The sequence below is a fragment of the Bdellovibrionales bacterium genome (assembly GCA_041662785.1).
Lineage (GTDB): Bacteria > Pseudomonadota > Alphaproteobacteria > UBA9219 > UBA9219 > UBA8914.
On the sequence record JBAZRW010000001.1, the window covers coordinates 129,921 to 156,477 of the forward strand.

Annotated in this window: 25 protein-coding genes; 18 read left to right on the forward strand and 7 right to left on the reverse strand. The window is 54.1% G+C overall.

Translation table 11 applies throughout. The features are described 5' to 3' along the window. Positions 1-290: 290 nt before the first annotated feature. From WC612_00630 to WC612_00650, 5 genes are all read left to right on the forward strand, one after another. A complete protein-coding gene (locus WC612_00630; protein ID MFA6279282.1) occupies positions 291-1,265 on the forward strand; it encodes a hypothetical protein in 975 nt (324 codons plus the stop codon). Between the two features lie 65 nt (positions 1,266-1,330). After that, complete coding sequence (gene parE, locus WC612_00635) at positions 1,331-3,325, forward strand: DNA topoisomerase IV subunit B (protein ID MFA6279283.1); 1,995 nt, start codon at positions 1,331-1,333, stop codon at positions 3,323-3,325. 75 nt (positions 3,326-3,400) lie between these two features. Then, on the forward strand, positions 3,401-4,006 hold the full coding sequence (locus WC612_00640; GenBank protein ID MFA6279284.1) for an acetate uptake transporter: 606 nt from the start codon (positions 3,401-3,403) through the stop codon (positions 4,004-4,006). 126 nt (positions 4,007-4,132) lie between these two features. After that, positions 4,133-6,112, forward strand: coding sequence for a PBP1A family penicillin-binding protein (locus WC612_00645; GenBank protein ID MFA6279285.1), 1,980 nt, complete (start codon positions 4,133-4,135; stop codon positions 6,110-6,112). Between the two features lie 91 nt (positions 6,113-6,203). After that, on the forward strand, positions 6,204-7,676 hold the full coding sequence (locus WC612_00650; GenBank protein MFA6279286.1) for an AMP nucleosidase: 1,473 nt from the start codon (positions 6,204-6,206) through the stop codon (positions 7,674-7,676). Positions 7,677-7,891: 215 nt separating this feature from the next. Here WC612_00650 and uvrB read toward each other — a convergent pair whose 3' ends face one another. Then, entirely contained in the window at positions 7,892-9,937 is a 2,046-nt protein-coding gene (uvrB, locus tag WC612_00655; GenBank protein MFA6279287.1) for an excinuclease ABC subunit UvrB, read from the reverse strand. Positions 9,938-10,009: 72 nt separating this feature from the next. Then, a complete protein-coding gene (locus WC612_00660; GenBank protein ID MFA6279288.1) occupies positions 10,010-10,561 on the reverse strand; it encodes a hypothetical protein in 552 nt (183 codons plus the stop codon). Between the two features lie 489 nt (positions 10,562-11,050). On the opposite strand from WC612_00660, the gene gltX reads away from it, so the two are divergent. From gltX to WC612_00700, 8 genes are all read left to right on the forward strand, one after another. After that, the gene (gene gltX, locus WC612_00665; GenBank protein ID MFA6279289.1) at positions 11,051-12,397 is read left to right on the forward strand and encodes a glutamate--tRNA ligase; all 1,347 of its coding nucleotides are present in this window, start codon (positions 11,051-11,053) and stop codon (positions 12,395-12,397) included. A 126-nt stretch (positions 12,398-12,523) separates the two neighbouring features. Further along, on the forward strand, positions 12,524-13,912 hold the full coding sequence (gene cysS / locus WC612_00670) for a cysteine--tRNA ligase (GenBank protein MFA6279290.1): 1,389 nt from the start codon (positions 12,524-12,526) through the stop codon (positions 13,910-13,912). A gap of 9 nt (positions 13,913-13,921) precedes the next feature. Further along, positions 13,922-14,302: a cupin domain-containing protein gene (locus tag WC612_00675; GenBank protein ID MFA6279291.1), complete on the forward strand. Its 381-nt coding sequence runs from the start codon at positions 13,922-13,924 to the stop codon at positions 14,300-14,302. A 71-nt stretch (positions 14,303-14,373) separates the two neighbouring features. Beyond that, entirely contained in the window at positions 14,374-14,595 is a 222-nt protein-coding gene (locus tag WC612_00680) for an AbrB/MazE/SpoVT family DNA-binding domain-containing protein (GenBank protein ID MFA6279292.1), read from the forward strand. Then, the gene (locus tag WC612_00685) at positions 14,595-15,005 is read left to right on the forward strand and encodes a type II toxin-antitoxin system death-on-curing family toxin (protein MFA6279293.1); all 411 of its coding nucleotides are present in this window, start codon (positions 14,595-14,597) and stop codon (positions 15,003-15,005) included. The genes WC612_00680 and WC612_00685 overlap by 1 nt, the downstream gene beginning before the upstream one ends. Continuing rightward, complete coding sequence (locus WC612_00690) at positions 15,002-15,220, forward strand: hypothetical protein (GenBank protein ID MFA6279294.1); 219 nt, start codon at positions 15,002-15,004, stop codon at positions 15,218-15,220. Before WC612_00685 ends, WC612_00690 begins: the two co-directional genes overlap by 4 nt. A gap of 14 nt (positions 15,221-15,234) precedes the next feature. Beyond that, on the forward strand, positions 15,235-15,993 hold the full coding sequence (locus tag WC612_00695; protein MFA6279295.1) for an RNA methyltransferase: 759 nt from the start codon (positions 15,235-15,237) through the stop codon (positions 15,991-15,993). A gap of 8 nt (positions 15,994-16,001) precedes the next feature. Then, positions 16,002-16,685: an SDR family NAD(P)-dependent oxidoreductase gene (locus tag WC612_00700; GenBank protein ID MFA6279296.1), complete on the forward strand. Its 684-nt coding sequence runs from the start codon at positions 16,002-16,004 to the stop codon at positions 16,683-16,685. Positions 16,686-17,075: 390 nt separating this feature from the next. Here WC612_00700 and WC612_00705 read toward each other — a convergent pair whose 3' ends face one another. The 4 genes from WC612_00705 to WC612_00720 are packed head-to-tail and all read right to left on the reverse strand — an operon-like array spanning position 17,076 to position 19,784. Continuing rightward, a complete protein-coding gene (locus WC612_00705) occupies positions 17,076-17,828 on the reverse strand; it encodes a response regulator (protein MFA6279297.1) in 753 nt (250 codons plus the stop codon). Between the two features lie 32 nt (positions 17,829-17,860). Further along, positions 17,861-19,228, reverse strand: coding sequence for a TolC family outer membrane protein (locus WC612_00710; protein MFA6279298.1), 1,368 nt, complete (start codon positions 19,226-19,228; stop codon positions 17,861-17,863). 23 nt (positions 19,229-19,251) lie between these two features. Then, positions 19,252-19,458, reverse strand: a complete 207-nt coding sequence (locus WC612_00715; GenBank protein ID MFA6279299.1) for a DUF2892 domain-containing protein — start codon at positions 19,456-19,458, stop codon at positions 19,252-19,254. Then, positions 19,455-19,784 (reverse strand): metalloregulator ArsR/SmtB family transcription factor, encoded by a 330-nt coding sequence (locus WC612_00720; GenBank protein ID MFA6279300.1) that lies wholly within the window; start codon positions 19,782-19,784, stop codon positions 19,455-19,457. Before WC612_00720 ends, WC612_00715 begins: the two co-directional genes overlap by 4 nt. A 69-nt stretch (positions 19,785-19,853) precedes the next feature. On the opposite strand from WC612_00720, the gene WC612_00725 reads away from it, so the two are divergent. From WC612_00725 to WC612_00735, 3 genes are read left to right on the forward strand one after another with little or no spacing between them, the layout of a single operon-like run. Then, complete coding sequence (locus tag WC612_00725) at positions 19,854-20,825, forward strand: efflux RND transporter periplasmic adaptor subunit (GenBank protein ID MFA6279301.1); 972 nt, start codon at positions 19,854-19,856, stop codon at positions 20,823-20,825. Beyond that, the gene (locus WC612_00730; protein MFA6279302.1) at positions 20,822-24,028 is read left to right on the forward strand and encodes an efflux RND transporter permease subunit; all 3,207 of its coding nucleotides are present in this window, start codon (positions 20,822-20,824) and stop codon (positions 24,026-24,028) included. Before WC612_00725 ends, WC612_00730 begins: the two co-directional genes overlap by 4 nt. After that, entirely contained in the window at positions 24,021-24,647 is a 627-nt protein-coding gene (locus WC612_00735; GenBank protein MFA6279303.1) for a hypothetical protein, read from the forward strand. Before WC612_00730 ends, WC612_00735 begins: the two co-directional genes overlap by 8 nt. A 3-nt stretch (positions 24,648-24,650) precedes the next feature. Here the strand turns inward: WC612_00735 and WC612_00740 are convergent, their stop codons facing one another. Continuing rightward, the gene (locus tag WC612_00740) at positions 24,651-25,334 is read right to left on the reverse strand and encodes a tRNA (guanine(46)-N(7))-methyltransferase TrmB (protein ID MFA6279304.1); all 684 of its coding nucleotides are present in this window, start codon (positions 25,332-25,334) and stop codon (positions 24,651-24,653) included. Here WC612_00740 and WC612_00745 point away from each other — a divergent pair. Both WC612_00745 and WC612_00750 read left to right on the forward strand, forming a co-directional pair. Continuing rightward, the gene (locus tag WC612_00745) at positions 25,313-25,915 is read left to right on the forward strand and encodes a hypothetical protein (GenBank protein ID MFA6279305.1); all 603 of its coding nucleotides are present in this window, start codon (positions 25,313-25,315) and stop codon (positions 25,913-25,915) included. The two genes, WC612_00740 and WC612_00745, sit on opposite strands and share 22 nt — an antisense overlap. Before the next feature lie 299 nt (positions 25,916-26,214). Then, positions 26,215-26,487 carry a hypothetical protein gene (locus WC612_00750; protein ID MFA6279306.1) on the forward strand — a complete coding sequence of 91 codons (273 nt, stop codon included), beginning with the start codon at positions 26,215-26,217 and terminating at the stop codon, positions 26,485-26,487. The last annotated feature ends 70 nt before the right edge of the window (positions 26,488-26,557 follow it).

The window sequence follows — 26,557 nt, forward strand, 5'->3', positions numbered from 1 at the left end:
AGACATACCAGATACGCGAAGGCGATTCTAGTCCCATCACGATTTTGTGGATAACCTTTCATTAACGTCTATATATAGTTTCTTAACCATTTGAAGAAAGCTTACGATTTCGCCTTATGCACATGTGGACAAGGCGCGAAAACAGGCCATGAAAGGAAAAAATTGATTCGCTTATCCACAACTTTTTACGTACTCTTCTATCAAGATTTAACAACTTTGCGGATGCCGCCTGCTTTATCTTTCGTTTTTTGAATTTTTTCGCCCCTATCACAATTTAGAGAAAAGCCATTATGACCTCTTCTAAAATAACACTTGGCTCTCATATGGGAAAACACCCGCTTAAAACTGCCAGCCGTGGTGAAACGCGTATCTCTCCGCCTTCACAAACGCCTCTTCTTGAAACACTCTACGTCAATAAAACCAACCCTAAAAAACCTCACTTACCGCCCCATCACCAAAAACATATCCTGCAGACCAATCAGACCGCCCAGTTTGTTCCCCACAGCAATCACGATTGGTTGAACGATTCCAGTATTATCAAGCTCCGCGGCTTTACGGCTCGCTATATCACCTTTACGACTCGTAATATCACTGTGGCGAAGGCCTACCGCAAATTCGCCGCCGTTCCTACCTGTACACATTATATCGAAACAGCCGATCTGGCCGTTAATCTCAATGGCGGAATTAAGCTTCCCAATGAGGTCATAGCCTTTGCCGCTTATGCCCATGACCTTATCGAAGATTTTGCTCAAGACTCACCAGAAATGGAAGCCTCCTTCATCGTCAATCGCTGCTGGAAAGGCGATCAAAAATGGAAGCCGCTTCTTATCGATACGCTAGAAAAGATAACAGACCCCCCCGCCTTATACGGCGCAGCGCGGCATGAAGAACAAATCCGCGTCGCCAATAACGAAGACCCTTCAGGTCTTGTTGCCCATATTCGTTTTTGTGACAAACTCAGCACGCTTAATCGGGACTACACAACGCTGCTGGACGGCGTCATGCCCTTTGGCACGGAAGATCGGTTCCGTCGGTATTTTGAAGAACGTCTTGAGGTCGTCGACGCACTGAACATCAATCCGCGCCTAAAGCGCTGGTACTACCGCCTCATTAGCAAAGTTGAGACGGCCATTGAGACAAAGCCCAAGGGGCTGAGAAACGACTTCCTCGACCCCGTCAATTATGTTTTGCGCTCAACGTCGGATTACAAAAAAATTAAGCCCAAGCTTCGCTCGGCCCTCACAGTTCTTGCCCCCTCCCTTTAATCCGATTACACTCCCCCATCCGTGATTCGCGGGTTTTTATACGTTTTTTTGAGTGTTCAGGATCCATGTCCGATTTATTTCCCGCTGGCTCTGCCGCCGTGCGTCAACAAGATTCTTATGATGCCAACGATATCGAAGTCCTAGAGGGGCTGGAGCCCGTGCGCCGCCGTCCGGGCATGTATATCGGCGGCACGGACGAAGCCGCCCTGCACCATCTGGTCGCCGAAGTTTTGGACAACGCAATGGACGAAGCCGTCGCGGGCTTTGCCAGCAGGATCGAGTTGGAGATGGGCGCGGACAACCAGATCACGGTGCGCGACAACGGACGCGGCATTCCCGTCGACAACCACCCGAAGTTTCCGGGCAAATCCGCGTTAGAAGTCATCCTGACCACGCTGCATTCGGGCGGAAAATTTTCCAATAAGGTTTATCAGACCTCTGGCGGTCTGCATGGCGTCGGCATTTCCGTCGTCAACGCGCTGGCCGAAGAAATGACAGTTGAAGTCGCGCGTGACAAGCACCTTTTTGTGCAAAGTTTTTCGCGTGGCGCTCCGCTTGGCAAGTTGAAGAAAATGGGGGCCGTGAACAGGCGCGGCACAACGGTTATCTTCAGACCCGATACCGAGATTTTTGGAACCAAGCTCCGCTTTAAGCCCTCAACGCTCTACCGCATGGCGCGTTCCAAGGCCTATTTGTTCCGAGGCGTCGAAATCCGCTGGAAATGCGAACCTTCGCTGATTAAATCCGATGAGCATACGCCGACCGAAGCGACCCTTCATTTTCCGGGAGGCCTCGCCGATTACCTGACATCCGCCCTTGAAGAACGCGCCACTGTCACGCCCCAACTCTTTAGCGGGATGGCCGATCTGCCCGATGGCAAAGGTAAGGTTGAGTGGGCCGTGGCGTGGCCAGAAGACGGCATCGGCTTTTGCCATTCCTATTGCAACACCATTCCCACGCCGCAAGGCGGCACGCATGAATCTGGCCTGCGCTCGGCCCTTTTGCGAGGCCTTCGTGGCCATGGTGAGCTTTTGAACAACCGCCGCGCAGCAGTTATCACAGGCGATGAAGCCTTTGGCGATGCGGCAACGTTGATCTCGCTGTTCATCCGTGACCCACAGTTTCAAGGTCAGACGAAAGACAAACTAGCCACCATCGAGGCCACACGCCTTATTGATCAAGTCGTCAAGGATCACTTTGACCATTGGCTTTCCGCCGATCCTATCAGCAGCAAAGCTCTTTTGGATCACTTGACCTTAAAAGCCGAGGAACGGGCACGCCTTTCGCAAGCCAAAGACATGGCCCGCAAGACCGCCACGCGCAAGTTGCGCCTTCCTGGCAAACTATCCGATTGTTCATCTACCAGCGCGGAGAATACCGAGATTTTCCTTGTCGAAGGCGACAGCGCGGGCGGCTCAGCCAAACAAGCCCGCAATCGCGAGACGCAAGCCATCCTTCCCCTGCGCGGCAAAATCCTCAACGTGGCTTCCGCCAGCACCGACAAGCTGCGCGGCAATCAGGAAATCTCTGACCTCACGCTGGCCCTTGGCTGCGGGATGGGAAGCGCGTTTGAGTTAAGCAAGCTGCGCTATGAGCGCGTCATCATTATGACCGACGCCGATGTGGACGGGGCGCATATTGCCTCCCTCCTCATGACCTTTTTCTATCGCGAAATGCCCGCGCTGATCACAGGCGGTAAACTGTTTTTGGCACAACCGCCGCTCTATCGCATCACGCAAGGAAATAACACCGTCTATGCCCGCGATGATGCCCATAAAGAAGAGCTTTTGGAGACGACCTTTAGCGGGCGCGGCAAGATCGAAATCAGTCGATTTAAAGGCCTTGGCGAGATGATGCCTGTCCAGCTACGCGAAACCACGATGGATCCACGCTCGCGCAATCTGCTGCGCGTGATTATCACCGAGCCGGACTCGCCGGATCGTTTGGACGATATTAAGGAAACCGAAAACCTCGTCGAAAAACTGATGGGCCGTAAGGCTGAATTACGCTTCCAATTCATACAGGAAAATGCTCGTTTCGTGCGCGAAATCGATATTTGAGTGTTAAACTATTAACCTTTTCCGTTCATAGTTTCGCTTCCTATCCCTTTTCTTACCCAAAAAGGAGCGAAATCCATGACCGAGACAAAGATGACGATAACGGATAAGACCGGCAACCCCGCGCCGCTTGGCTTGCTGGGCTTCGGTATGACAACGGTATTGCTGAACTTTCACAATATCGGCCTTTACCCCCTTGATTCCATGATTTTAGCGATGGGCCTTTTTTATGGCGGCATCGCGCAAATGATCGCGGGCATCATGGAATGGCGCAAAGGCAATACGTTCGCCACAACCGCCTTTCTTAGCTATGGTTCCTTTTGGCTCACGCTTGTCGCGTTGATCCTTATGCCCAAGATGGATCTTGGCGTTGCCGCCCCTGCAAAAGACATGTCGATGGCCTTATACCTGATTATGTGGGGCCTCTTCACACTGGGCATGTTCAAGGCCACCTTCTTGCTAAACCGCGCGTTGCAATTTGCGTTTGGCACACTGACCCTTTTGTTCTTCCTTTTGGCCATGGGCGATGCCACAGGCTTGGAATCAATCACGCACTTTGCGGGTTGGGTTGGGATTGCTTGCGGCGCTTCAGCCATCTATGCCGGTCTGGCTCAAGTCCTCAATGAAGTTGAGGGCAAGGTCGTTTGGCCCCTTGGCTACTATGTTAAGAAAAGAGGGCATTAAGTCCTAAAAGACCTGCTATGAGGGGCGCTGGAGACACTTTTCTCTCCAGCGCCCTTTTTTTGCTTTATTTATAGGGCATCACCTGCCAAACAAAAGGCAAAAGACGGCACATAACTCAGGATCTCTATGCCAAGAAGACCACAAAAAAAGAAATTTACGCTGCACTCCTTTTTCTCATGGGAAGGCCTAGGCGAGTCCGCGAAAAAAACGTTCACCTTCGCCGGCAAAGCCTTCGTCCTTTTGGCGATCTGGGGCACGCTTTTGGGTGGCGCGGTTGTGGCCTATTACGCCTATGACATGCCCGACATCCGCCAAATCGCGCAGCCAGAGCGCCGCCCTGCCATCACGCTACTCGCCGATGACGGCACGGTCTTTAAACGCTATGGCGATCTAGCCGGACAGCGCGTGACACTCAAGGATGCCCCCCCCAATCTCATCAATGCCATTTTAGCGATTGAGGATCGGCGCTTTTATAGCCATTTCGGCGTCGACGTTTTCGGCCTCCTTCGCGCCTTTGTCCAAAATGTCATCGCAGGGCATGTCGTCCAAGGTGGCTCAACCCTTACGCAGCAACTCGCCAAAAACCTGTTCTTAACGCCCGAACGCACCGCGCGGCGCAAGGTGCAGGAAATGCTCCTCTCCCTTTGGCTGGAGCATACCTACAGCAAAGATCAAATCCTGACCGCCTACCTCAACCGTGTCTATCTTGGTGCGGGCGCTTATGGCGTCGATGCGGCGGCGGAAGTCTATTTCAACAAGCCCGTGAGCGCCCTTAATTTACGCGAGTGCGCGACGCTCGCAGGCCTCCTTCGCGCACCCTCGCGCTATGCCCCCACCAATAATCCGGCAGAGGCAGCAGCGCGCACGCGTGTCGTTCTGGCGGCCATGGCGGATGCGGGCTATATCGCCGAATCCGATCAAGCCTTGGCCGAGGCCTCCATCCCGCTGCCCCAACGCAAACCGGGCGCAGGCGGCGATGGGCATTACTTTGCGGACTGGATCGTGGATCAGGTGAACGCTTTGCTTGAAAACGCGCCGCAAGATATCGTTGTCCTTACCACCATCGACCTTAAGCTGCAGCGCGTGGCTGAGCGTAAGCTGGATGGGATCCTCGCCGCCGAAGGCGCGGCCAAGAAGGTCGAGGAAGCGGCGCTAATCTCAATGACCCCCGATGGCGCGGTACGCACGATGGTGGGCGGGCGCGATTACGGCGAAAGCCAGTTTAACCGCGCAACGCAAGCCATGCGGCAACCCGGCTCTGCCTTTAAGCCCGTTATCTATCTGGCCGCGCTACGCCAAGGCCTGTCGCCTGAGGATATGTTCGAAGATGCTCCCATCAAAATCGGCAAGTGGGCGCCAGCCAACTACGACGAGAAGTATCGCGGCATGGTTTCTGCACGGCAAGCGCTGGCGCAGTCCATCAACACAGTCGCTGTGCGCGTCTTACAACGCGCGGGGCTAAACAACGTACTGGACACGGCGCGGGCGTTGGGCGTGACCTCGCCGCTTGATCCCGATTTATCCTTGGCGTTGGGAACCAACCTGATGACGCCGTTGGAGCTGACAGGCGTTTACGCCGCTCTCGCCACCGGTGGCCGCGCCGTCACGCCCTATGGCATCAAGGAAATCCGAAGCCGCGAGGGCAAGATTCTCTACCACCGCGAGGACGTAACTTTGCCCGTCACGGTCGAGCCACAAGCCGTGGCAACGCTTGTCTCGATGATGGGCGATGTCGTGCGCTATGGCACAGGAACCCGCGCCGCGCTGGATCGCCCCGTCGCGGGAAAGACGGGCACAAGCTCGGACTATCGCGATGCGTGGTTTGTCGGCTTTACGGGCGATTTGATCACGGGCGTGTGGATGGGCAACGACGACAATAAGCCGATGAAAAAGGTCACAGGCGGCAGCCTGCCCGCTACTTTATGGCACGATTACATGGTTGAGGCCGAAAACGGCCAGCCGGTACGCGATTTCGGCCTAGCACAGCCTCAAGGCGAACCCTCGGTTGAGGTTTTCCATGACGCGCCCCCCGATGAACAAGAAGAAAGCAAAACGGACTCTTTGGGCGACCTTATCCGCAGCCTGACGGGAAGCGGAAAGCCATAGGGTGACGCTTGGGGCTACAAAAATCTTCATTAGATTTTAAGGCAAGGACGGCTTATAGTTAAGGCCTCACCTTTACAAAAAATATCCACCCATGTCTTCTTCCGCGCCTTTTATGCCGCTCCCCGCCCGTCTTTTTACCGACGCTGTTGAGGCGCTCGCCTATGTCACTGAGCTTTATGCCTCTAACATCGCGGCCATTCGCGATGCCTTTGCCAATTTCGTCGAAGGCCAAACGCCAACGATAAAGGTCGAGGCCTTTTACCCCTATCTATCAATCAAAACCACGCAGCTGGCCTTGCCCGACACGCGCCTGTCCTATGGCTTTGTGACCGAGCCGCATCGCCACACCACAACGCTAACGCGCCCCGATGTCTTTGCCTCCTACTATCTGGAGCAATTTCAACAGCTGTTGAAAAACCATGATGTACCGCTGGAAGTCGGCCTAAGTTCAACGCCCATTCCCATTCACTTCGCCTTTCAAAACGGGGCACACGTCGAAGGAGGCCTATCCCCCGCCCGCCTGACCTTGCTGCGCGAGATGTTTGACGTGCCCGACTTGTCCGTCATCGACGATTCTATCGCCAACGGCACGTGGTTTTCGCAAGAAGCCGAGGAAATGCCGCTGGCGCTTTTCACCGCGCCGCGCGTCGATTATTCTCTGCAACGTCTGCGCCACTATACAAGCACGGACGCCGAGCATTTCCAAAGCTTCGTGATCTATACCAACTATCAATTTTATGTTGATGAGTTTGTCCGGCAAGGCAAAGAGATGATCGAAAATCCTTTGGACGATCAACGCGAGCATCCCACCCGCCGCTATGTCGAGATGGTTGAGCCTACCTTGCTCACGTCGCCCAGTGCCCGTCAGACCTTGCCGCAAATGCCCGCCTATCACCTGAAACGCGCCGATGGGCGCGGCATAACGATGATTAACATAGGCGTCGGCCCCAGCAACGCCCGCACCATTTCGGATCATGTCGCCGTTTTGCGCCCCGATGCGTGGATTATGCTGGGTCACTGCGCGGGTCTGCGCCGCTCACAAAAACTGGGCGATTATGTTCTGGCGCACGCTTATGTCCGCGACGATCATGTTCTGGACAAAGAACTTCCCTTATGGGTTCCCATCCCCGCGCTGGCCGAAGTGCAACGCGCCATCGAAAGCGCCGTCTCGCATGTCACGGGGCACGCGGGGTACGATCTGAAATCCGTGATGCGTACGGGCACGATTGTCTCCACCGACAACCGCAATTGGGAGATTTCAGGCTATACCGATCTTGTAAAACAATTCTGCCAAAGCCGCGCCATCGCGCTGGATATGGAATCCGCCGCCATTGCGGCCAATGGCTATCGCTACCGCGTTCCCTATGGCACACTGCTGTGCGTTTCGGATCGCCCGATGCACGGCGAAATTAAACTGCCCGGCATGGCCACCGACTTTTATCAAAAGCAAGTCAATCAGCATTTGGCCATCGGCCTTAAAGCCATCGACCTTCTGCGCGAGATAGGGTTTGAAGCCCTGCATAGTCGTAAGCTCCGCAGCTTTACCGAAGTGGCGTTTAAGTAATACCAATCCCCCAATGAACTGACACGCAAAAACAACAAGAAAAACGGGATCCCCGCTTTCGCGGGGATGACGCTAAAGGGGAGTATCGCCACAAAAAACCCCGTCATTCCCGCGCCCTCGTCCCGCCGCACTTGCGGCGGGCGAAAGGGCAAAGCGGGCATCCCGTTTGTTTTTTCTCTACGAGTCACTTCATTCGCTTTTTGGTATAAGGCTGGTTATAGCTTGGCAATCTCCATCTCTGCCGCCTCCAGCCGCCGGATTTCATCGCGCAGGCGGGCGGCGTCTTCGAAATCGAGGTTACTGGCCGCATCCTTCATCTGTTTCTCAAGAGCGCGAAGGCGGCTCTGCAGCTTCTTGCCGCTGAAGACTTCTGTGCCCACAGGCACATTGACGTGATCGCCGCGCTCGTAAACCGAGGACAGAATATCGCCAATGTTTTTCTTGATGCTTTCAGGTGTGATGCCATGAAGGGCGTTATAGGCCTGCTGTCTTTCGCGCCTGCGGCCTGTTTCATCCAAGGCCGCCTGCATGCTGCCCGTAATTTTATCGGCATAAAGAATGGCGCGACCTTCCACATTGCGGGACGCGCGCCCAATCGTTTGGATCAGCGACACGCGTGAGCGCAAATAGCCTTCCTTATCCGCATCCAAAATAGCGACAAGCCCACATTCGGGAATGTCGAGTCCCTCGCGCAAAAGGTTGATCCCCACCAGCACATCGCACACGCCAAGGCGCAGATCACGGATAATCTCGATCCTCTCCAGCGTATCCACGTCCGAGTGGATATAGCGCACCTTGATCCCCGCCTCGGTCATGTAATCGGTGAGCGCTTCGGCCATCTTTTTGGTGAGCGTCGTCACCAAAATACGCATCCCTTTTTTCACAACCTCACGCACCTCGGCCAGAAGGTCATCCACCTGATGATCCGTTGGGCGAATGATCACGGGCGGGTCGATAAGGCCCGTGGGGCGCACCACCTGCTCGGTAAAGACGCCTTGCGTTTGCTCTAGCTCCCACGGCCCCGGGGTCGCCGACACAAAGATGGTTTGCGGGCGCATCGCGTCCCACTCCTCAAACTTCAAGGGGCGGTTATCGACGCAAGACGGCAGGCGAAAGCCAAAAGTAGAAAGGGTCGTTTTCCGCTGAAAATCGCCGCGATACATCGCATGAAGTTGCGGGATCATGTTGTGGCTTTCATCCGCGAAGAGCAGCATATTTTTGGGCAGATACTCAAACAGCGTGGGCGGAGGCTCTCCCGCGGCTCGGCCCGTCAGATAACGCGAGAAATTTTCGATGCCCGAACAACTTCCCGTCGCCAGCATCATTTCCATATCAAAAGTGATGCGCTCACGCAGGCGTTGTTCCTCCACCAATTTGCCTTCCGCCAAAAGCTCCTTTAGCCGCGCTTGCAAATCCACTTTGATCTTGGCCACCGCCTGCTCAATCGTGAATTGCGGCGTGACGTAGTGGCTGTTGGCGTACAGCTTCACGCCGTCCAAAACCATGCCCTTTTCGCCCGTCAGAGGATCAATCTCGATAATCTTTTCAATCTCATCGCCAAACAGAGAAAAACGCCACGCGGTGCTTTCCAAATGCGCGGGGAACACCTCAACCGTGTCGCCCTTCACGCGGAAATCGCCGCGCCCAAAGCCGATATCATTGCGCTTGTATTGAAGCTGCACAAAGCCCGCGAGAAGTTCTTGCCGAGGAATCGTCTGCCCCGCCTGCAAGGCCAGCACCATATCCTGATACGTCTCTACCGATCCGATGCCATAAATGCACGAGACGGAAGCCACGATGATCACGTCGTCACGCTCCAGCAGCGAGCGCGTGGCCGCATGGCGCATGCGGTCGATCTGCTCGTTGATCATCGACTCTTTTTCGATATAGGTGTCCGTCTTAGGAACATAGGCTTCGGGTTGATAATAGTCGTAATAGCTGACGAAATACTCCACCGCGTTATCGGGGAAAAAGCTCTTCATCTCGCCATACAATTGCGCGGCAAGAGTCTTGTTGGGCGCAAGAACCAAGGCGGGACGCTGCAAGCGCTGGATCACCTGCGCCATTGTGAACGTCTTGCCAGAGCCTGTGACGCCCAAGAGCACCTGATCCCGTGCGCCCGCCTCTAACCCCGCGCAAAGCGCGTCAATGGCCTGCGGCTGGTCGCCAGCAGGCTGATAGTCGGACACAAGCCGAAAACCCCGCCCCGCTTCGGGGCGAAAGTCCGGCTTCTTCACATCGGCAAAGGTGGGAAAGGTCATAAAAAATCCGCTCCTGTCTTAACGGCAGGAGCGGAGTGTAGGCGCATTAAGAAAGGGGAGCAAGATGGGGGGTTAACCACCCGGACGAAGATGCCTAGCAAAAGTGTGTGTGTGCTTTTTTACGCCATCCCTTACTGCTTCGCCCAACTTTCCGACAGCAATTTTTCTTAATTCCATAGAACTGTTTGGCCCCGTAAGAACTTTCAAAGCATGTCTAGCTCTTCGCCTGTTTATTTTAGAGATTTTCTGGTTCGCTCTTTCTTGAAGAGCTGCCTCACGAGAAATCTGCCGTTCGCGTTCTTTGAATAGTTCCGCTACAGTAGTGTTCTTCGTGACAAGATGACTTGTATAACCTGTAGAGAGCTTTATAGGGTAATCATCGCTCATCTTCATTTTTTGCCTTAAAGCAACGGCTTCTTCAAATAACTTTTGTGGTGTAGCGTTTGGATCGGCTAGATCGACCTCAAAAGCAAGCTCTTCATAGCCACTGCCAAGCACTTTTTGAATGCGCACGGGCAAGGGTTGACCTGTACTCAATTCTCGGAGGCCTTTTTCTAGTTGTTCCGCAGAATACACACTCTCTTCAGGAGAATAGATCACCAACCCCTTAATCGCTTGCGTCATGTTTCCCTCCTTTAAAAATCCTTCAGTGCCTTTCGTCCTATCAATTTCCTTATTGCCCATTAGAAACCATAGAAAGAGCTATAGTCTCTGGAAATCTCATTCTCATTAAAGCACAAAAAGGTATATTTTCGTTTAAAGAGAGCAAAATAGGGCCATAACCCTTTCTTAACCAAGCAAAAATCTTAAGAAAATAGAGGGGTTTTTGTCTCCCCCCCCCTTCTGGGGCTATGAATCTGAGTTAACAAAGTACCCTCCCCTTGCGGGAGGGTCGAAATTTCTGATTGCGGAGCAAGAAGAAATTTCGGGGAGGGGTCAGAAAACATACGACTTTAGAACCCCTCCCCAAAAAATCCGTCTCCTGCGGAGCCTTATTTTTCGACCCTCCCGCAAGGGGAGGGTGATTTTGTCGGGTTTCCTTTTTTATTAACCTGCGTTTGGAACCCTAAACCCCCTTCCCCATCGCCCTTTTTTCCTGCTAGAACAACGGGCATGACTGTATTTGTACGCTTTGCGCCCTCGCCCACCGGTTCTTTGCATATTGGCAATATCCGTGCGGCCCTGTTCAATGTCCTTTTCGCCCGCCAGCATGGCGGACGCTTTCTGTTGCGTATGGATGATACGGATCAGGAGCGCTCTACCCCCGCGTTTGAGCAAGGTATCAAAGACGATATGACATGGCTAGGCCTGACATGGGATGCCTATGCCAAGCAGTCAGAGCGCACGGCGCGCTATCAGGAAGTTTTGGAATCGCTGAAAGCCAGCGGCCGCGTCTATCCCTGTTTTGAGACGGCGGATGAGCTGGGCCTTAAGCGCAAAACCCAATTGGGTCGCGGCCTGCCGCCCGTTTATGACCGCGCCGCGCTGAAGCTCGCGCCGGATGAGATTGCCACGCTGATCGCGCAGGGCAAGAAACCACATTGGCGCTTTAAGCTGAACGCGGGCGACGTTTCATGGGATGATCTGATCCAAAAGCACAAGATTTTCCCCGCCTCCTCTTTGTCCGATCCCGTGATTGTGCGCGAAGACGGCGTGCCGCTTTACACCTTTTGCTCGGTCGTGGACGATGCCGATATGGGCATCACACATATCATTCGCGGCGAGGATCACGTCACCAACACCTCCGTACAAATCCAGCTGTGGCAAGCGATCACGGACAAGCCCGCGCCGCAATGGGCGCATTATCCTTTGATGGTCAACATCACGGGCGAGGCCATGAGCAAACGCCTTGGCACGATGAGCATCGCGTCCTTGCGCGACGAGCTTCACCTAGAGGCCATGGCGATCAACGCCCTTTTGGCCAAACTAGGCACGTCCGATCCCGTTACGCCTTGCCTCAGCCTTGATGAGCTGGCGGGCACGTTTGACCTTGCCAAAATCTCGCGCTCGACAGTCAAGTTTGATTTGGAAGAGCTGAAGCATATGAGCGCCAAAATCCTGCATATGACACCCTTTGCTTCCATCGGCGCGCGGCTGGATGCTCTGGGCCTTGGGCACGTTACGGAAGATTTCTGGAACGCTGTTCGCACCAATCTGATGACGATTGAGGATGTTCGCCTGTGGTGGCATGTCGCCAACGGCCCCGTCACGCCACTGATCGACGATAAGGCGTTTGTGGGCGAGGCCGCCGCGCTGCTGCCCCCCACGCCGTGGGATGAAACAACGTGGCAGAGCTGGACAGGCGCGGTTAAAGATAAAACGGGCCGCAAGGGCAAAGAGCTGTTTATGCCACTGCGCCGCGCCCTGACGGGCATGGATCACGGGCCAGAGCTGAAAACACTGCTGCCACTCATCGGACGGGAACGGGCGCTGGCGCGATTGAGCGGGGAGCAGGCATGAGAAGCTTTCAGGATTCAGGATTCGGGATTCGGGGAGACATTGTGAAACTTTCACGCTGTTGTTGCCTCTGTTGTACGGCTGAATCCTGAATCCCGAATCCTGAATCCCCTTTTCTTGGAGCTATCGATGACCACCCTTCACCTTTACAACACCCTCTCCCGCACCAAGGAAGTGTTCGAGCCACTCGATTCAGCCAACGTTCGCATGTATGTCTGCGGCCCCACGGTGTATGACTTCGCGCATATCGGCAACGCGCGGCCTATCGTGGTATTTGACACGCTTTATCGCCTCCTCAAGCGACACTTTCCCAAAGTCACCTATGCCCGCAATATCACGGACGTGGATGACAAAATCCTAGCGCGTGCCAAAGAACGCGGCATCTCGATACAAGAGCTGACCATCGGCACAACAAAAATGTTCCATCAGGACATGGATCATCTGAACGCACTTCGCCCCGATCATGAGCCTCGCGCCACAGCCTATATCGCGCCGATGATCGCGCTTACGCAAACGCTGATCGACAAAGGCCATGCCTATGAAGCGGAAGGGCACGTCCTGTTTAGCGTTCAATCGATGGCGGATTACGGCAAGCTTTCCCGCCGCACGCGTGATGAGCTGATTGCCGGATCCCGCGTCGAAATCGCGCCGTACAAAAAAGACCCTGCGGATTTTGTCCTGTGGAAGCCCGCGCCCGAAGGTGGTGAGGGATGGGACAGCCCGTGGGGCTATGGACGCCCCGGCTGGCATTTGGAATGCTCAGCCATGGCGGATGATTTGTTGGGCACGACGTTTGATATTCATGGCGGCGGGCTGGATTTGATTTTTCCGCATCATGAAAACGAAATCGCGCAAAGCGCGTGCGCCCATGATGGCGCGCCTCCTGCAAAATACTGGGTGCATAACGGCTTTCTCACCGTAAACGGTGAGAAGATGTCGAAGTCGCTTGGCAACTTCTTCACAGTGCATGAATTGCTGGACGAAGCGCCGGGTGAGGCGCTACGCCTATCCCTCCTTCAATCGCACTATCGCCAGCCTTGCGACTTTACCAAGGACAACCTGATGCAGTGCAAGGCGACGCTGGACAAATGGTACGGGGCGTTGAGAAGCGTGAAGGACATTCCCGTCATCGCCTCATCCTCTTCCGTTATCCCCGAAGCCATCGAGGCCGCCCTTTTGGACGACCTCAATACGCCGCTGGCTATCTCGCATATTCATGAATTGGTGGGCGAGCTAAACCGCGCCACCACGGACGAGGCAAAAGCGGCCCTGAAAGCCGCCCTGCTGGCCGCCGGAGACGCGCTGGGCCTCTTGCAACAAGACGCGGAAAGCTGGCTTAAAGGCGCAGGCACAGCGGATGGCCTTTCCGATGCCGCCATCGACGCACAAATCGAAGCCCGTCTGGCGGCTAAAAAGGCCAAAAACTTTGCCGAATCCGACCGCATCCGTGACGCCCTCGCGCAGCAAGGCGTAATCCTTGAGGATAGCGCCAGCGGCACGACATGGCGGCGGGGGTAATTAGTAACAATGCAAGTTGTAGGAAAATCTCAAGGCATCTCTGTCAAAAAACCCGAAGGAACCGATGTAACCTATTACATCTTTCCTGAGTATGAGATTCATTACAACGAAGTTGCGGCAGGAACTATACAGCCTTGGCATCACCACAACCAAATCGAAGAAACGCTTTACATTATCTCTGGTAAAATTGAAGCTCATTGGATAGAAAACGGAGCGAAGAAAAACAAAACCCTTCACACTGGTGACGTTGTGCGCGTTGAAAACACGCCTCACACTTTCATCAATAATTCTTCGTCTGTCGTGGCTTTTGTTGTCTTCCGCCTCGTGTTAGAGGGCAAAGACAAACATGAGGTGATCAAAAACGACAAGCATTTGGATGATGTGCCCTAATTATTTCCTTTGACTTTTTCCGCCCAATGTTGTAACATGTGTTATAACACAAAGTTTTGGAGGGCTTAGTCATGCGCGCGAAAATCACACAAATCGGCAATTCCATGGGAATGATAATCCCCAAGGAACTCATCACAGCCATGAACCTCAAAAAAGGGGAAGAAGTTTTTTTGACCCCAACCAAAGACGGGTTTACGATCACACACTACGACGAGGAAATAGAAAGACAAATGGACGTCGTCGCAAAATACGCCAAGAAGTATCGCAATACTTTACGCAAGCTGGCCGACTGATGACAAAAAAATGGAAATGGATTTCTGAAGACGTTGTAAAGATGACTGGTGAAATACAAGTCATGAAACAAGGCGGCTTGTCAGGCCTTCGTGACGAAGCCTTGCTGGATTCCGCCCTTTCCCGTCCCAAGAATCTAGCCGCCTATGACAATCCTGACGTTTTCGATCTAGCCGCCGCCTATGCCTATGGCATCATCAGCAATCACCCTTTTCTTGATGGCAATAAACGCACGGGGTTTCTTACCGCGTGTGCTTTTATGGATGAAAATGGATGGGAATACGATGCAACAGAGGTCGATGCCTATATGACCGTAATGGCTCTTGCCCAGAAAGAAATTGACGAAAAGACCTTCGCGATATGGCTTAAAAAATCATCAAAACGCATCAAGAAAACGAAAAAAGAAAAATGACCGCCCCCATCATCCTTGTTCATCTGCAGCCCTTTTTCGTCATTCCGGCGACCTGTCGCGCCGAAGCTGCGAAGCAGCGTAGGGCGAAGGCCGGAATCCAGCGCCGCGCCCCGTGTCAAGCACGGGGCAGGCTAGCGCGGCACAAGACTCATACGGCCTGCGGACGCAGGCCGCTGGATCCCGCTTTTCAGCGGGATGACGGCTGTTCTTATTGAAAGACTGATCTTTTATGACCAAGACCGCCCCCATCATTATCCTTGTTCATCCGCAGCTTGTCGAAAATATCGGCATGACGGCACGTGCAATGGCGAACTGTGCGCTGCCTGAACTGCGCATCGTCGCGCCTCGCGATCCATGGCCTCTGGGCGATATTCACAGGCAGCGCATGATGGCCGCCTCCTCTGGCGCGGACGATCTCCTTGAAAACGCCAAGCACTATGATACGGTAAAGGACGCGATTGCCGATTTGAATTACGTTTACGCCACGACGGCACGTGGCAACGACATGGTCAATCGCATCATGACCCCCCGCGCCGCTATTCCCGATATGATCGAGCGCACGTCTGACGGACAAAAGGTCGGCGTTCTTTTTGGCCCCGAACGCATGGGCCTCATCAACGATTATGTCGCACTAGCAAATGCGAAAATTACCATTCCGCTGAATCCCGACTTTATGTCGCTCAATCTGGCGCAGACGGTTTTGTTGATCGGGTATGAGTGGTATCAGGCGAACGATGCGACACCAGAAAACCAGTTGCGCGTCGGCAAAAGTCGCCCCGCTTTGCGCGAGGAATACCAGAAATTCTTTGATCGCTTTGAGGACGAGTTGGACAAGGCGGGCTATTTTGTCGCCGAGGACATGCGCCCCACCATAACGCGCAACTTGCAATCAACCTTGGGACGCGCCGAAATGACCGAACAGGAAATCCGCTCATGGCACGGGGTTTTGTCCGCGCTGGTCGATGGGCCAAAGCGCAAGAAAGAATAACAAAAGAAATGAACCATCACGTCCTGATCACAGGTGCAGGCAAGCGCGTAGGCCGCGTTATGGCGCTGGATCTAGCCAAAGCCGGATGGGATATAACGATCCATTACAACACGTCGAAAGAAGAGGCTGAAACGCTGGCGCAGGAAATCACCGCGCTGGGCCGCACCGTCTTTCTGGCTCAAGCCAATCTGGAAAAACCGGACGATATCGCAAGGCTGATCCCCGTTAAGGAAGCCCCGCCGCTCACCGCCCTTATTCATAATGCCAGCCTTTTTATCCACGATGCCGAGGATCCTGCCGGTGCACGCCACCGAGCCGTGAATGTCGATGCGCCGCTGGCGCTGAACGACGCGTTTCTGGCCCAACTGCCGCAAGGCTGCCAAGGCGCCATTGTCCAGATTTTGGATAGTACCCTCATCCCGCCTCACATGAGCGCCTATGCGCGTAGCCGCGCTGCGATGGCCGCCATGATCCCCACGCTGGCGCGGCGCTATGCGCCTCACGCAAGGATCAACGGGCTTGCCCTTGGCCCCACGCTGAAGAACGAGCGCCAATCGCAGGCACATTTCGATGCACTGGTAGCAGCCACCCCGTCCCACAAACCAACGGAGAGAGAGGCGCTAAACCGCCGCCTGCTTGCCCTGCTACAAGACGAAGGGATAAACGGGACGATAACAGGCTGCGATTCCTGAAAATCTTTTCTGCACTTCCTTTTTTAGCAAAGAACCTAACCATTATAGGCAGGAATACGGCTTTATGCCCCTTGACTCGGCGAGGAATCTTGTGCAGCCCGCAGGGCTTTTGTTCACACCTGCCTTAAAAAAGACGCTCTTTCCCTTTGTTCCGTCAGAAGACTAGGCGTTTTCGCCACAAAACATAAAATTGCTGTTATATTTCATGATGTTGCTATATTGCCTAAAAAATAGGCAATATAGCAGAATCCTAGGTTTTGTCGGTTTTATCGTCTTCAACAGTCCTGTTAGTCACAGACTTATCCACAACTTTGGGGATAAGGAAGCGAGAAAACGAAAGACGCATAAAATGGATAAATCCATACGATCTGAACTTTAATTCCCTTTTGCTTAGGCAAGCTTTCTTTGCGCCGCCAACAAAAGGCCGATGCGCTTGATCACATCGTTTTCGTCTTTTGTGAAAGGCATCACGGAAAGCGTGGGGACAGCGTTGTCTTGCCCCCCCACCTCGCCATCCTTGGCAAGGCATAAAAAGCGACTGGCGGGATACGTCTTAGCCAGACGCAACGCTTCATCACGCGAGAGGGACTCCGCATCAAAGACAACAATGGCGGATTCTTTTTGCAAGGAATCCATGCCCCCCTGTCCCCCATCGCCAGAGCCAAACACAATACAATTCAGCCCTGCCAACCGCGCGGTGATGGCGGACTCGAACGCACGGTCACGCAAACACAGGATCACGCGGTTTTGCTTACGCGCCAAGATGCGCTCAACCACACGCAAAAGAGCCTCGCTTGTCACGGGTTTGGGGACATAATCAACAGCCCCCGCCGTAAGGCCGCGCAGCATCTCTTCTTTTTTATCGCTGGCGGTCACCATCACAACGGGGATCGCGGACAAAACGGGATCATCCTTAATTTGTTCAAGAAAGCTAAGCCCCGTCGGCCCGCCCGGCATAATGTCATCCAGCAGCACGAGGGAGGGTTTGTGCTCTAACATGATGCGCCGCGCGTCATGCGCGTTTGTGCCCGTCATCACCCGCGCCCGCTTTGATAGAAGCGCGGAAACCGACAAACGAAGAATAGGATCATCATCGACAATGGCGATCAGGGGCTTGGATATATCGTCCGACTCTAGAGGCATCCTTATCTCCTGTAACCGACGATAACCACGCTTTATTTCTGGGACGCGCCAAAACCAATCCATTTGCCGCGCACCTCATCATAGTGCGTGGAAGGTTGATAGACCTCAACGCGCAGCGCAAGCGCCTCAGCCGTCAACGCGCCAACGGCGGCCTTGATCTGTAAAATGGCCAAGGCCTCATCATGCTCGGCCTTCACAAGGTTAACCTTGGCATTCAACATCTCTTGCTCGGCGTTCAACACGTCAAGGGTTGTGCGCGTGCCCGCTTTTCTTTCCTCCTGAACGCCGCGCAGCGCCAGCGCTGTCGCCTCGCCTTCGCTTTTATGCGCTGTAATAGCGGCCCGTGCCGTCAACAGGTTTTGCCATGCCCGAACCGCTAGCTCACGCGCTTTATGACGTGCGCCTTCCAGCTCAAGACGCGTTTGCGTCACGGTCTGCCGTGCAGCACGCGTTTTGGCATAATCCGCGCCAGAGCGATAAAGGGGAATGGTCAGGCGCGCCATAATCGTCGCGTCGTCCTGCCGGTGCGATTGCATAATGCTTTGCTCCCACCCGCGCGAGACATCGCCCACCAACGCAATTTCAGGCAGCAAGCTGCCTTCCGCCGCCGTCACGCCGGCTTCAGCCGCATCCTGTCCATGCAACGCCGCTAGAACGGACGGGTTGTTTTTGACAGCCATCGTGGCGGCCTCATCCGCGCTGTGCGGAAAATCCAAAACCAGTTTGGCGGGAGCCAACACGCCCGCCTGATCCCCGACCAAGCGCAAAAAAGTGGCGCGATCATTGGCCAAAGCGCCTTCGGCCCTTGTACGCGCCGCAATCGCCGCACTTAGGCGGGCTTCGGATTGGGAGACATCCGTCTTGGTGACCTCACCGACATCAAAGCGTCCCGTCGTTTCCTCTAGCTGCTTGCGCAAAATGTCTTCGTTGTTAATTGTCAGATCAAGAACAGTCTGGCTTTGCGCAACGTCTAGGTACGCCGTAGCCGCCTCAAAAAGAAGCTGCTGTTCGGCCTCTTTCAACTGGGCGCGGCCCGCCAGCACGTTCGCCTCAGCAGCCTTGACAGCAGCCTCCGTGCGAAAGCCACGAAACACGGGCTGCGTCACGCGAATACCCACATCGCTTGGCGATAAAGACTCATCCCCCGCTAGGGGGCCACTGGCGATTTTTTGACGAGAAGCGCCCGCGCCCGCCACAGCGTCTACACTAGGCCGCCAGCCGCTTAAGGCCTGAGACACTTGTTCATCCGTGGCACGAAGCTTGGCTCTGGCCGCCTGCAGATCAGGATTGCTGCGATAAGCCCCCGCCATAGCGTCTTGCAGCGTCTGCGTTACCGCAAACGCCGGTTGAGCCAAGGAGGAGACAAGCAATCCTGCAACGACAAAAGAGCCAAGACGCATGAAGAAATCCTTTTAGGGGTTCTTTATTCTGAAAAGAGAGGCGCGGACTTAAGCCCAAGCTTCTTGAGCACAATCGCGGCCGGACAAAAACCAGTAAACACAAACTGGATCATATTGATCGAGACAAAGAAGGGCAGAAGCTGCCACCAAGGACTGACCAAGACGGACAAAACAATGCCAAGCAGAACAACAGAGCCAGCGAGCAACATCACAGCGCGTTCAACAGTCATGATCGTTTCCTTTTTGTTGGGGGTTTAGAGGGACAATAAAGAGAATATAGCTGCTTAACCACGCGACCTGCATGATCGTCCAGAAGCCGATAATAGATCGTTTGCGACTCACGCCGCGTGGCCACGATAGCATCTTTCCGCAAACGCGCCAAATGCTGTGATAAAGAGGACTGATTGATGCCGAGCGTCTTTTCAAGCGTGCCCACCGAGCATTCGCCTTCATGCAAACGGCACAAAATCATAAGCCTGTGTGCGTTTGAAAGGCTTTTCATCAAGGCCGCGACGCGGCCCGCCTGCTGCCCGAACTCTTGTGTGTTTATATTCATAGGTTCTAATTTAGCGCTTGCTAATGTTTCTGTCAAGAGGCATAATCCCCTATCTGAAGGAGACTGCCCATGAATCGCTTTATTCTTTTTGCAAGTTTGTCGCTTACCCTTTTTGCTTCTGGTGCACAGGCGCAAGAGTTCACGGTTCATCCGTCGATGGTCGATGACCTTAAAGCCGTTATTGCGACCATTGAGTCCGTGCGTGAGGTTCAGGCCCGCGCCCGTATCAACGGCACGCTAAGCCTTGTTACCGTTAAAGAAGGGGATCACGTCAAGGCAGGCGACAGAATCGCCGTCGTGGGCGACCCCAAACTGGCCATCAAAGGTCAAGGGCTTGATGCCCGCATCTTGGGGGCACAATCCGCCTATGATAAAGCGAAGCTTGATTTCGCCCGCGCCAGCGAGCTTCGCCAATCGGGCTATGGCACGCAAGCCAAGCTGGATGAAGCCCGCGCCAATCTGGAAATAGCACAACACAATCTGGACGCTGCCAAGTCCGAGAAGCAAGAGGTCGCGCAGCAAGCCACAGAAGGCGCTGTTCTAGCCCCCAATGCCGGACGCATCCTAACCGTTCCCGTATCCGTTGGCAGCGTCGTGATGGCGGGGGAAACTATTGCCACGCTTTCCCAAGAAAATTACATTCTGCGCCTTGATCTGCCAGAGCGGCACGCGCGCTTTATCCAAGCGGGTGACACGGTTCAGATTGGCGCGCGAGGGCTGGGAACGCAATGCACCGAAGCCATGAAAACAGGGACGGTTCGCCTTGTTTATCCTGAAATCAAATACGGGCGGGTGATTGCGGATGTGACGGCCTCAGACCTTGGCGATTATTTCGTGGGCGAGCGCACACGCGTTTATGTCGCAACAGGGCAACGCGCCGCCATGATGGTTCCCCAAGAATACCTTTTTAGGCGCGCTGGCGTTTCCTTCCTGAAACTCAAGGGTGGAAATGAAATTGCCGTGCAGGCGGGGACAACGCAAGAAGACAAGGTCGAGATTCTCTCCGGCCTTAACGATGGCGATGTTGTGGTGCAACCATGAGAGTCGGTCTTTCCGGTCGCCTGACCCAAGTTTTTATCCAATCACCGCTCTCGCCGCTCTTGCTACTGGCGTCGTTGGCTGTCGGCTTTTTGGCACTTCAATCCCTTCCGCGTGAGGAAGAGCCGCAAATCAGCGTCCCGATGGTCGATATCATGATCAACACCAACGGCTACAAAGCCGCTGACGCCGTTGAGCTGGTCACGCGCCCGCTGGAAGATATCGTCAAAGGCATTGAGGCCGTCGAGCATGTCTATTCCCAAACGGAAGACGACCACATCCTGACCACCGCGCGGTTTCTGCCCGGAACCGACCAAGACACGGCCATTTTGCGCATTCAGGAAAAAATCAACGCGAATATCCATAGTTTGCCCCAAGGCATTCCTGCTCCCGCCATTATTGGGCATGGCATCAACGATATCGCGATCCTATCGCTGACCCTTTCTGCCAAGCAGGAAAGCGCGGCGCGATGGGATGACAATGGTCTTTATCAGATTGCCTTAGAAGTCCTGCATGAGCTGGACAAAACCGACAATGTCGGCCTGAATTATATTGTGGGGGGAAGTCCCAACCAAGTTCGCATCGAACCTGATCCCGAAAAGCTTGCTCTGTATGGTGTGACGCTCAACCAGCTGGTCGAAAAGCTCACGAACGCCAATCGCTCGTTTCAGGTTGGCGCTTTCAACCAAATGAACCGCCACACGCCAATCGTCGCAGGGCAAACACTACAAGGCGTTCCCGATATCGGCCTTCTTCTATTGACCACACGCGATGGTCGCCCCATTTATGTCAAGGACGTGTCCACCGTCACCGTAGGCGGCGCGCAAACGGACGCGCGTGTGTGGACCTTTTCGCGTGACGACTCCGGCAATCTGTCGCGCCGTCCTGCTGTCACCCTTGCCTTCGCCAAACGCAAAGGCGCTAACGCCGTTATTGTAGCCGATGATCTTCTGAAGCGTCTGGAAACCCTAAAAGGCCATGTCATCCCCGAAAGCATCACGCTGGCGGTGACCCGCAATTATGGTGAGACCGCCACGGAAAAAGCCGACGAACTTCTTTTCCATCTTTTTCTGGCGACCATTACCATTGTGGCCCTAATTACATGGATGATTGGCTGGCGTGAGGGCCTTGTGGTCATGGTTGTCATTCCAACCACCATTTTGCTCACACTCTTCGCCTCGTGGTTGATGGGCTATACGATCAATCGCGTGAGCCTGTTCGCATTAATCTTCTCCATCGGCATCCTTGTCGATGATGCCATTGTGATTGTCGAAAACATCGTGCGCCGCTGGCGACTGGACAAAGGCGCCGACCTTGTTGAAACCGCCGTCGACGCCGTTTCCGAAGTCGGCAATCCGACGATTGTCGCGACGCTGACCATCGTGGCCGCGCTTTTGCCGATGATGTTTGTCTCTGGCATGATGGGGCCTTATATGAGTCCCATTCCCGCCAACGCCTCGATGGCCATGCTATTTTCGTTTTTTGTAGCCGAAATTATCACGCCTTGGCTTCTTCTTAAAATATCCGGTAAGTATTTTACTTCTCTATCCGCTGAAGAGAGCGATCATACACACGACAAGCTCCATCGTTTTTATGAACGCATCGCTCGGCCTCTGCTCGCAGACAAGAAAAAGGCCAAACGCTTTGTCCTGTATGTTGCGGGGGCGACGGTGGTGGCTTGTTTGATGTTTCCGCTTAAGGTCGTGACGGTCAAGCTCTTGCCTTTTGACAACAAGTCCGAAATGCAGATCATCGTTGACCTCCCCAAAGGATCCACCCTTGAGGCAACCGACCGCGTTCTAGCAACCACGGCAGAAAAGCTTAAAGACCTGCCAGAGATGACCTCGTTTCAGGCCTATGTCGGAACGGCCACGCCATTCAACTTTAACGGCCTTGTCCGTCACGCCTTTCTTCGCAATCAACCCGAACAGGGCGATTTGCAAATCAACCTGCTGCCCAAGGCAGAGCGTTCACGCGCTAGCCACACCATCGCTCTCGACGTGCGCGAGCGCCTTAAAGCCATGACCTTTCCCGAAGGCACTGTCGTCAAAGTGGTTGAGGTTCCGCCCGGCCCGCCCGTTTTGGCAACCCTGCTCGCCGAAATTTATGGCCCTGATGCGGATTCGCGCCGCGCCATGGCCACCAAAGTGCGCGAGGCCTTTAAGGCCAATGACTTTATCACAGACATTGACAACGTCTTTGACAAGCGAAGCGAGCGGATGCGCTTTTCAATCAATCAGGAAAATCTTGAATACTACGGCGTTGAAGAACAGGCCGTATACGACACGCTGGCGGGCATTACGGGCGGAGTCAAAATCGGCTATTCCCAGCGCGGCGAAGGATCACGGCCACTCGACATTACGCTGAAGATGCCCAAAAGCGGCGAATGGTTTGGCGAGAGGATTCTCTCTACGCCCGTTCCTGCTGGTGGCACGAAACGCGAAGGCCGCAATGTCGAGCTTGGCGATGTCGTGACTATAAGCAAGGAGCCAGCCTCTTTCCCCATCTATCGCCGCGACGGACGCTTTGCCGAAATGGTGTCCGCCGAATTGGCAGGACGCTATGAAGCGCCTCTTTACGGCATGCTGGCGGTGCAAAGCAGTCTGGATGAGATCATCCCCGATGAGGCCCAGCGCCCCGTCATTCGCTATCATGGACAGCCCTTGGATGAATCCAAGCCGACGCTGTTATGGGATGGCGAGTGGGAGATCACCTACGTCACCTTCCGCGACATGGGCGCTGCGTTCTTTGTCGCGATTATGGGTATCTATCTGCTTGTTGTGGGGCTGTTCCGCTCGTTCCTTGTCCCGCTTGTCATTATGGTCCCCGTGCCGCTTACACTGATCGGTATTGTCTTGGGTCACGCCCTATTTGGGGCGCCCTTCACAGCAACCTCGATGATCGGCTTTATCGCGCTGGCGGGCATTATCGTGCGCAATTCGATCCTGCTGGTCGATTTTATTCGCCATTTGCGCGCCGAGGGCATGCCCTTGCGGCAAGCCCTCCTCGAAGCCAGCCTTATCCGCCTTCGCCCGATTGTTTTGACGGCGGCGGCGGCTATGATCGGCGCGGCCTTTATCCTCACCGATCCTATTTTTCAAGGTCTGGCGATCTCTCTTGTCTTTGGTCTGGCCAGCGCGACGGCACTAACGCTTTTGGTGATCCCCGCGCTCTATATCTGGCAAAGCAAAGAGATCGATGTCTAACGTGCTGGCCTCTCACCCCCTTTATCATGAGGCAGCCAAGAGCCTTCAAGAAAGGCTGCGCGATGTTCATCTCCCCTTTCCGTTGCGCCATGAATGGCAGGGGCAAGACCAAGACAACATCGCTCCAGCCTCACAGGATCTGATTACCGCTTGCCTCTCGCTGACACCCGCAAGCGATTGGACGCAAGAGCTAAGCTCTATTTATGCGGCGCTGAAAGCCGAAGGCCTCTTTCTGGGTGTCATCTTGAGCGGCGAGTCCTTGCACGAATTGCGCGCCTGCCTGATTGAGGCCGAGAGCGCCGTGGCGGGCGGCGCAAGCCCACGCCTTTACACGATGCCCGATCCGCAAAGCTTGGGCCGCGCTTTACTAACGACAGGTTTCACCCTGCCCGTCGTGGACACGCAGCGTGTGACCTTGGTCTATGACGATCTTTATGCGCTGCTGCGCGAGTTGCAGGAGGCACGCTGCACGCCGCCCCTGCCAGAGCGCTCGCGCTGTTTCACGCGCCGCGCTGTTTTTGAAAAGGCCAATAAGATTTACGCCGAGCGCCACAGCGCGGCAGGCGGCGGCATCACCACCACCCTCGACCTTGTTTTTCTGCATGGCTGGAAGGAATAGGGGCTAAACGCGCTTATAAACCAAATACGTAGGCGTGCGGCCTGCGGCGATACCCTTTTGCTCATAGCGCGTGGGAACCCAATCGGCGGGAGCCTGCGGCCCGTCATAAACGCAAGCAAAGGACGGGTGCGCGTTCGTCTGCTCACGCATCCACTGCGCCAGCGCCGCCACATCGGTGGCAAGGCGCAACTGCCCGCCCGCTGTTAAAACGCGCGCAAGACGATCTAGATTTTCTTTCCCGATAAAACGACGCTCGGCATGGCGCGTTTTGGGCCACGGATCGGCATACAGAACAAAACACATATCAAGGCAAGCGTCCGGCAGTGCGTCCAATAAAACCCGCGCATCGTCGGGATAAACGCGCACATTCTTTAAATCCTGCGCCTCAATCTGCGTCAAAAGCTTCGCCACGCCGTTAACAAAAGGCTCACACCCCATAAAGCCAACGGAAGGGTTAGCCGCCGCCTGCGCCGCCAAATGCTCACCCCCGCCAAAGCCAATCTCAAGGCGTACGGCTTCAGGCACGGCGTCAAATAGGGCGAAGGGATCAACGCGCCCGCCTTCACCTATCGTAATCGCCACGCGCGGCAACAGCGTTTCCATCAGCGAGACGCGCCCCGCCCGCAAAGGGCGGCCCTTGCGACGACCAAAAAGGCGTTTCGGTGATGTTTTTATCTGCTCTGCCATTATTCATTAACCATAGAAAAAAGTTGCGCCCGCCATCGGATTATTTGCATTATCACGCCATGCCAATTTTTGAAAAGGATATAATCATGCCCTTACAGATTCATTCCAATACCTCCTTTCCCTACGCATCGTTTTTGTATAAAACCTATAGGCACAAAGGATTTCCTGTTGTCCGATCATGGGGGATCACTCTGGATTATGGTTATGAAACGAAGTTTGTTGCAATTCGTCGTAATATCCTCAATATACACAAAAGCGCAAGCCGTGATGTTTGTCTGAACCGCACTCAGAAATGGCTTAAACGGATAGACTTTGAACAAACACACCCTGCAGCTAAGCGCGTACCATTGACACCAAAAGAGCTAGAAGAACATTTGCTTGTTCAAAATCTGGCCTTTGTTCAAACGGTTCTTAAGTTCTTTAATCTTTCAGAATCCATATCATTAAAAGAACCTCTCTATTCTGCTGTTATCCGCGTCCAAGAAAAACAGAAGGAGGCGATTAGTAGGCACCTTAAACGATATAACAGTGTTCTGTGTCCCTATCGTTCAACCTACCCCGCTTTTATCCCAGCCCCATAAACAAACGGCATTCAGGAGATTACCCCTGAATGCCGCATATCCCCAACCCAAACCCTTTCCTTGATTTTTTTGACACGGTTTACAAAAAAAATCTAAAAAATAATACAACGTTATTGACCAACAAAAAAGTCTTTGTATATCATGCCATCATGACGATGAAGAAAACCTTTTCTGTTTCCATTATTTTGAGCCCCGTCTCTGGGGTCGCCCTTATTGTGCGCTAAGCGCACATTCATATCCACCTCCCCCTAAAATTCCTGAAGATGCCATAAAACCTTTTAAAAAAGGAGGATCGAGCCATGTCCAGCCCGAACACAACGGACACGCCGCAGAACCATTGCACAAGGCCCCAAAAGGCCGAGATCAAGAACGCTGGCTATAAACTGGTAAAAACAAAGGGTGGGGTTCTTTGGCCAATCGTCAATTTAGAGGACTTGTTTGTCCCCAACCCAGAGGCGGCCATCCAGAAATGGGCAGAGACCCACAACATTAAACCCGCCAAACCCAAACGGAGATCAAACAAAGCTTTTGTTCAGGATCGCCGTAGCTTTTGTGTTTACGAATGTTGGTAGGGTATGATTTTCTCTCTCCAAGGCGAAGCTCGATGCATAAAAGCTAGAGCAACGCCTTGGTTTGAGAAAA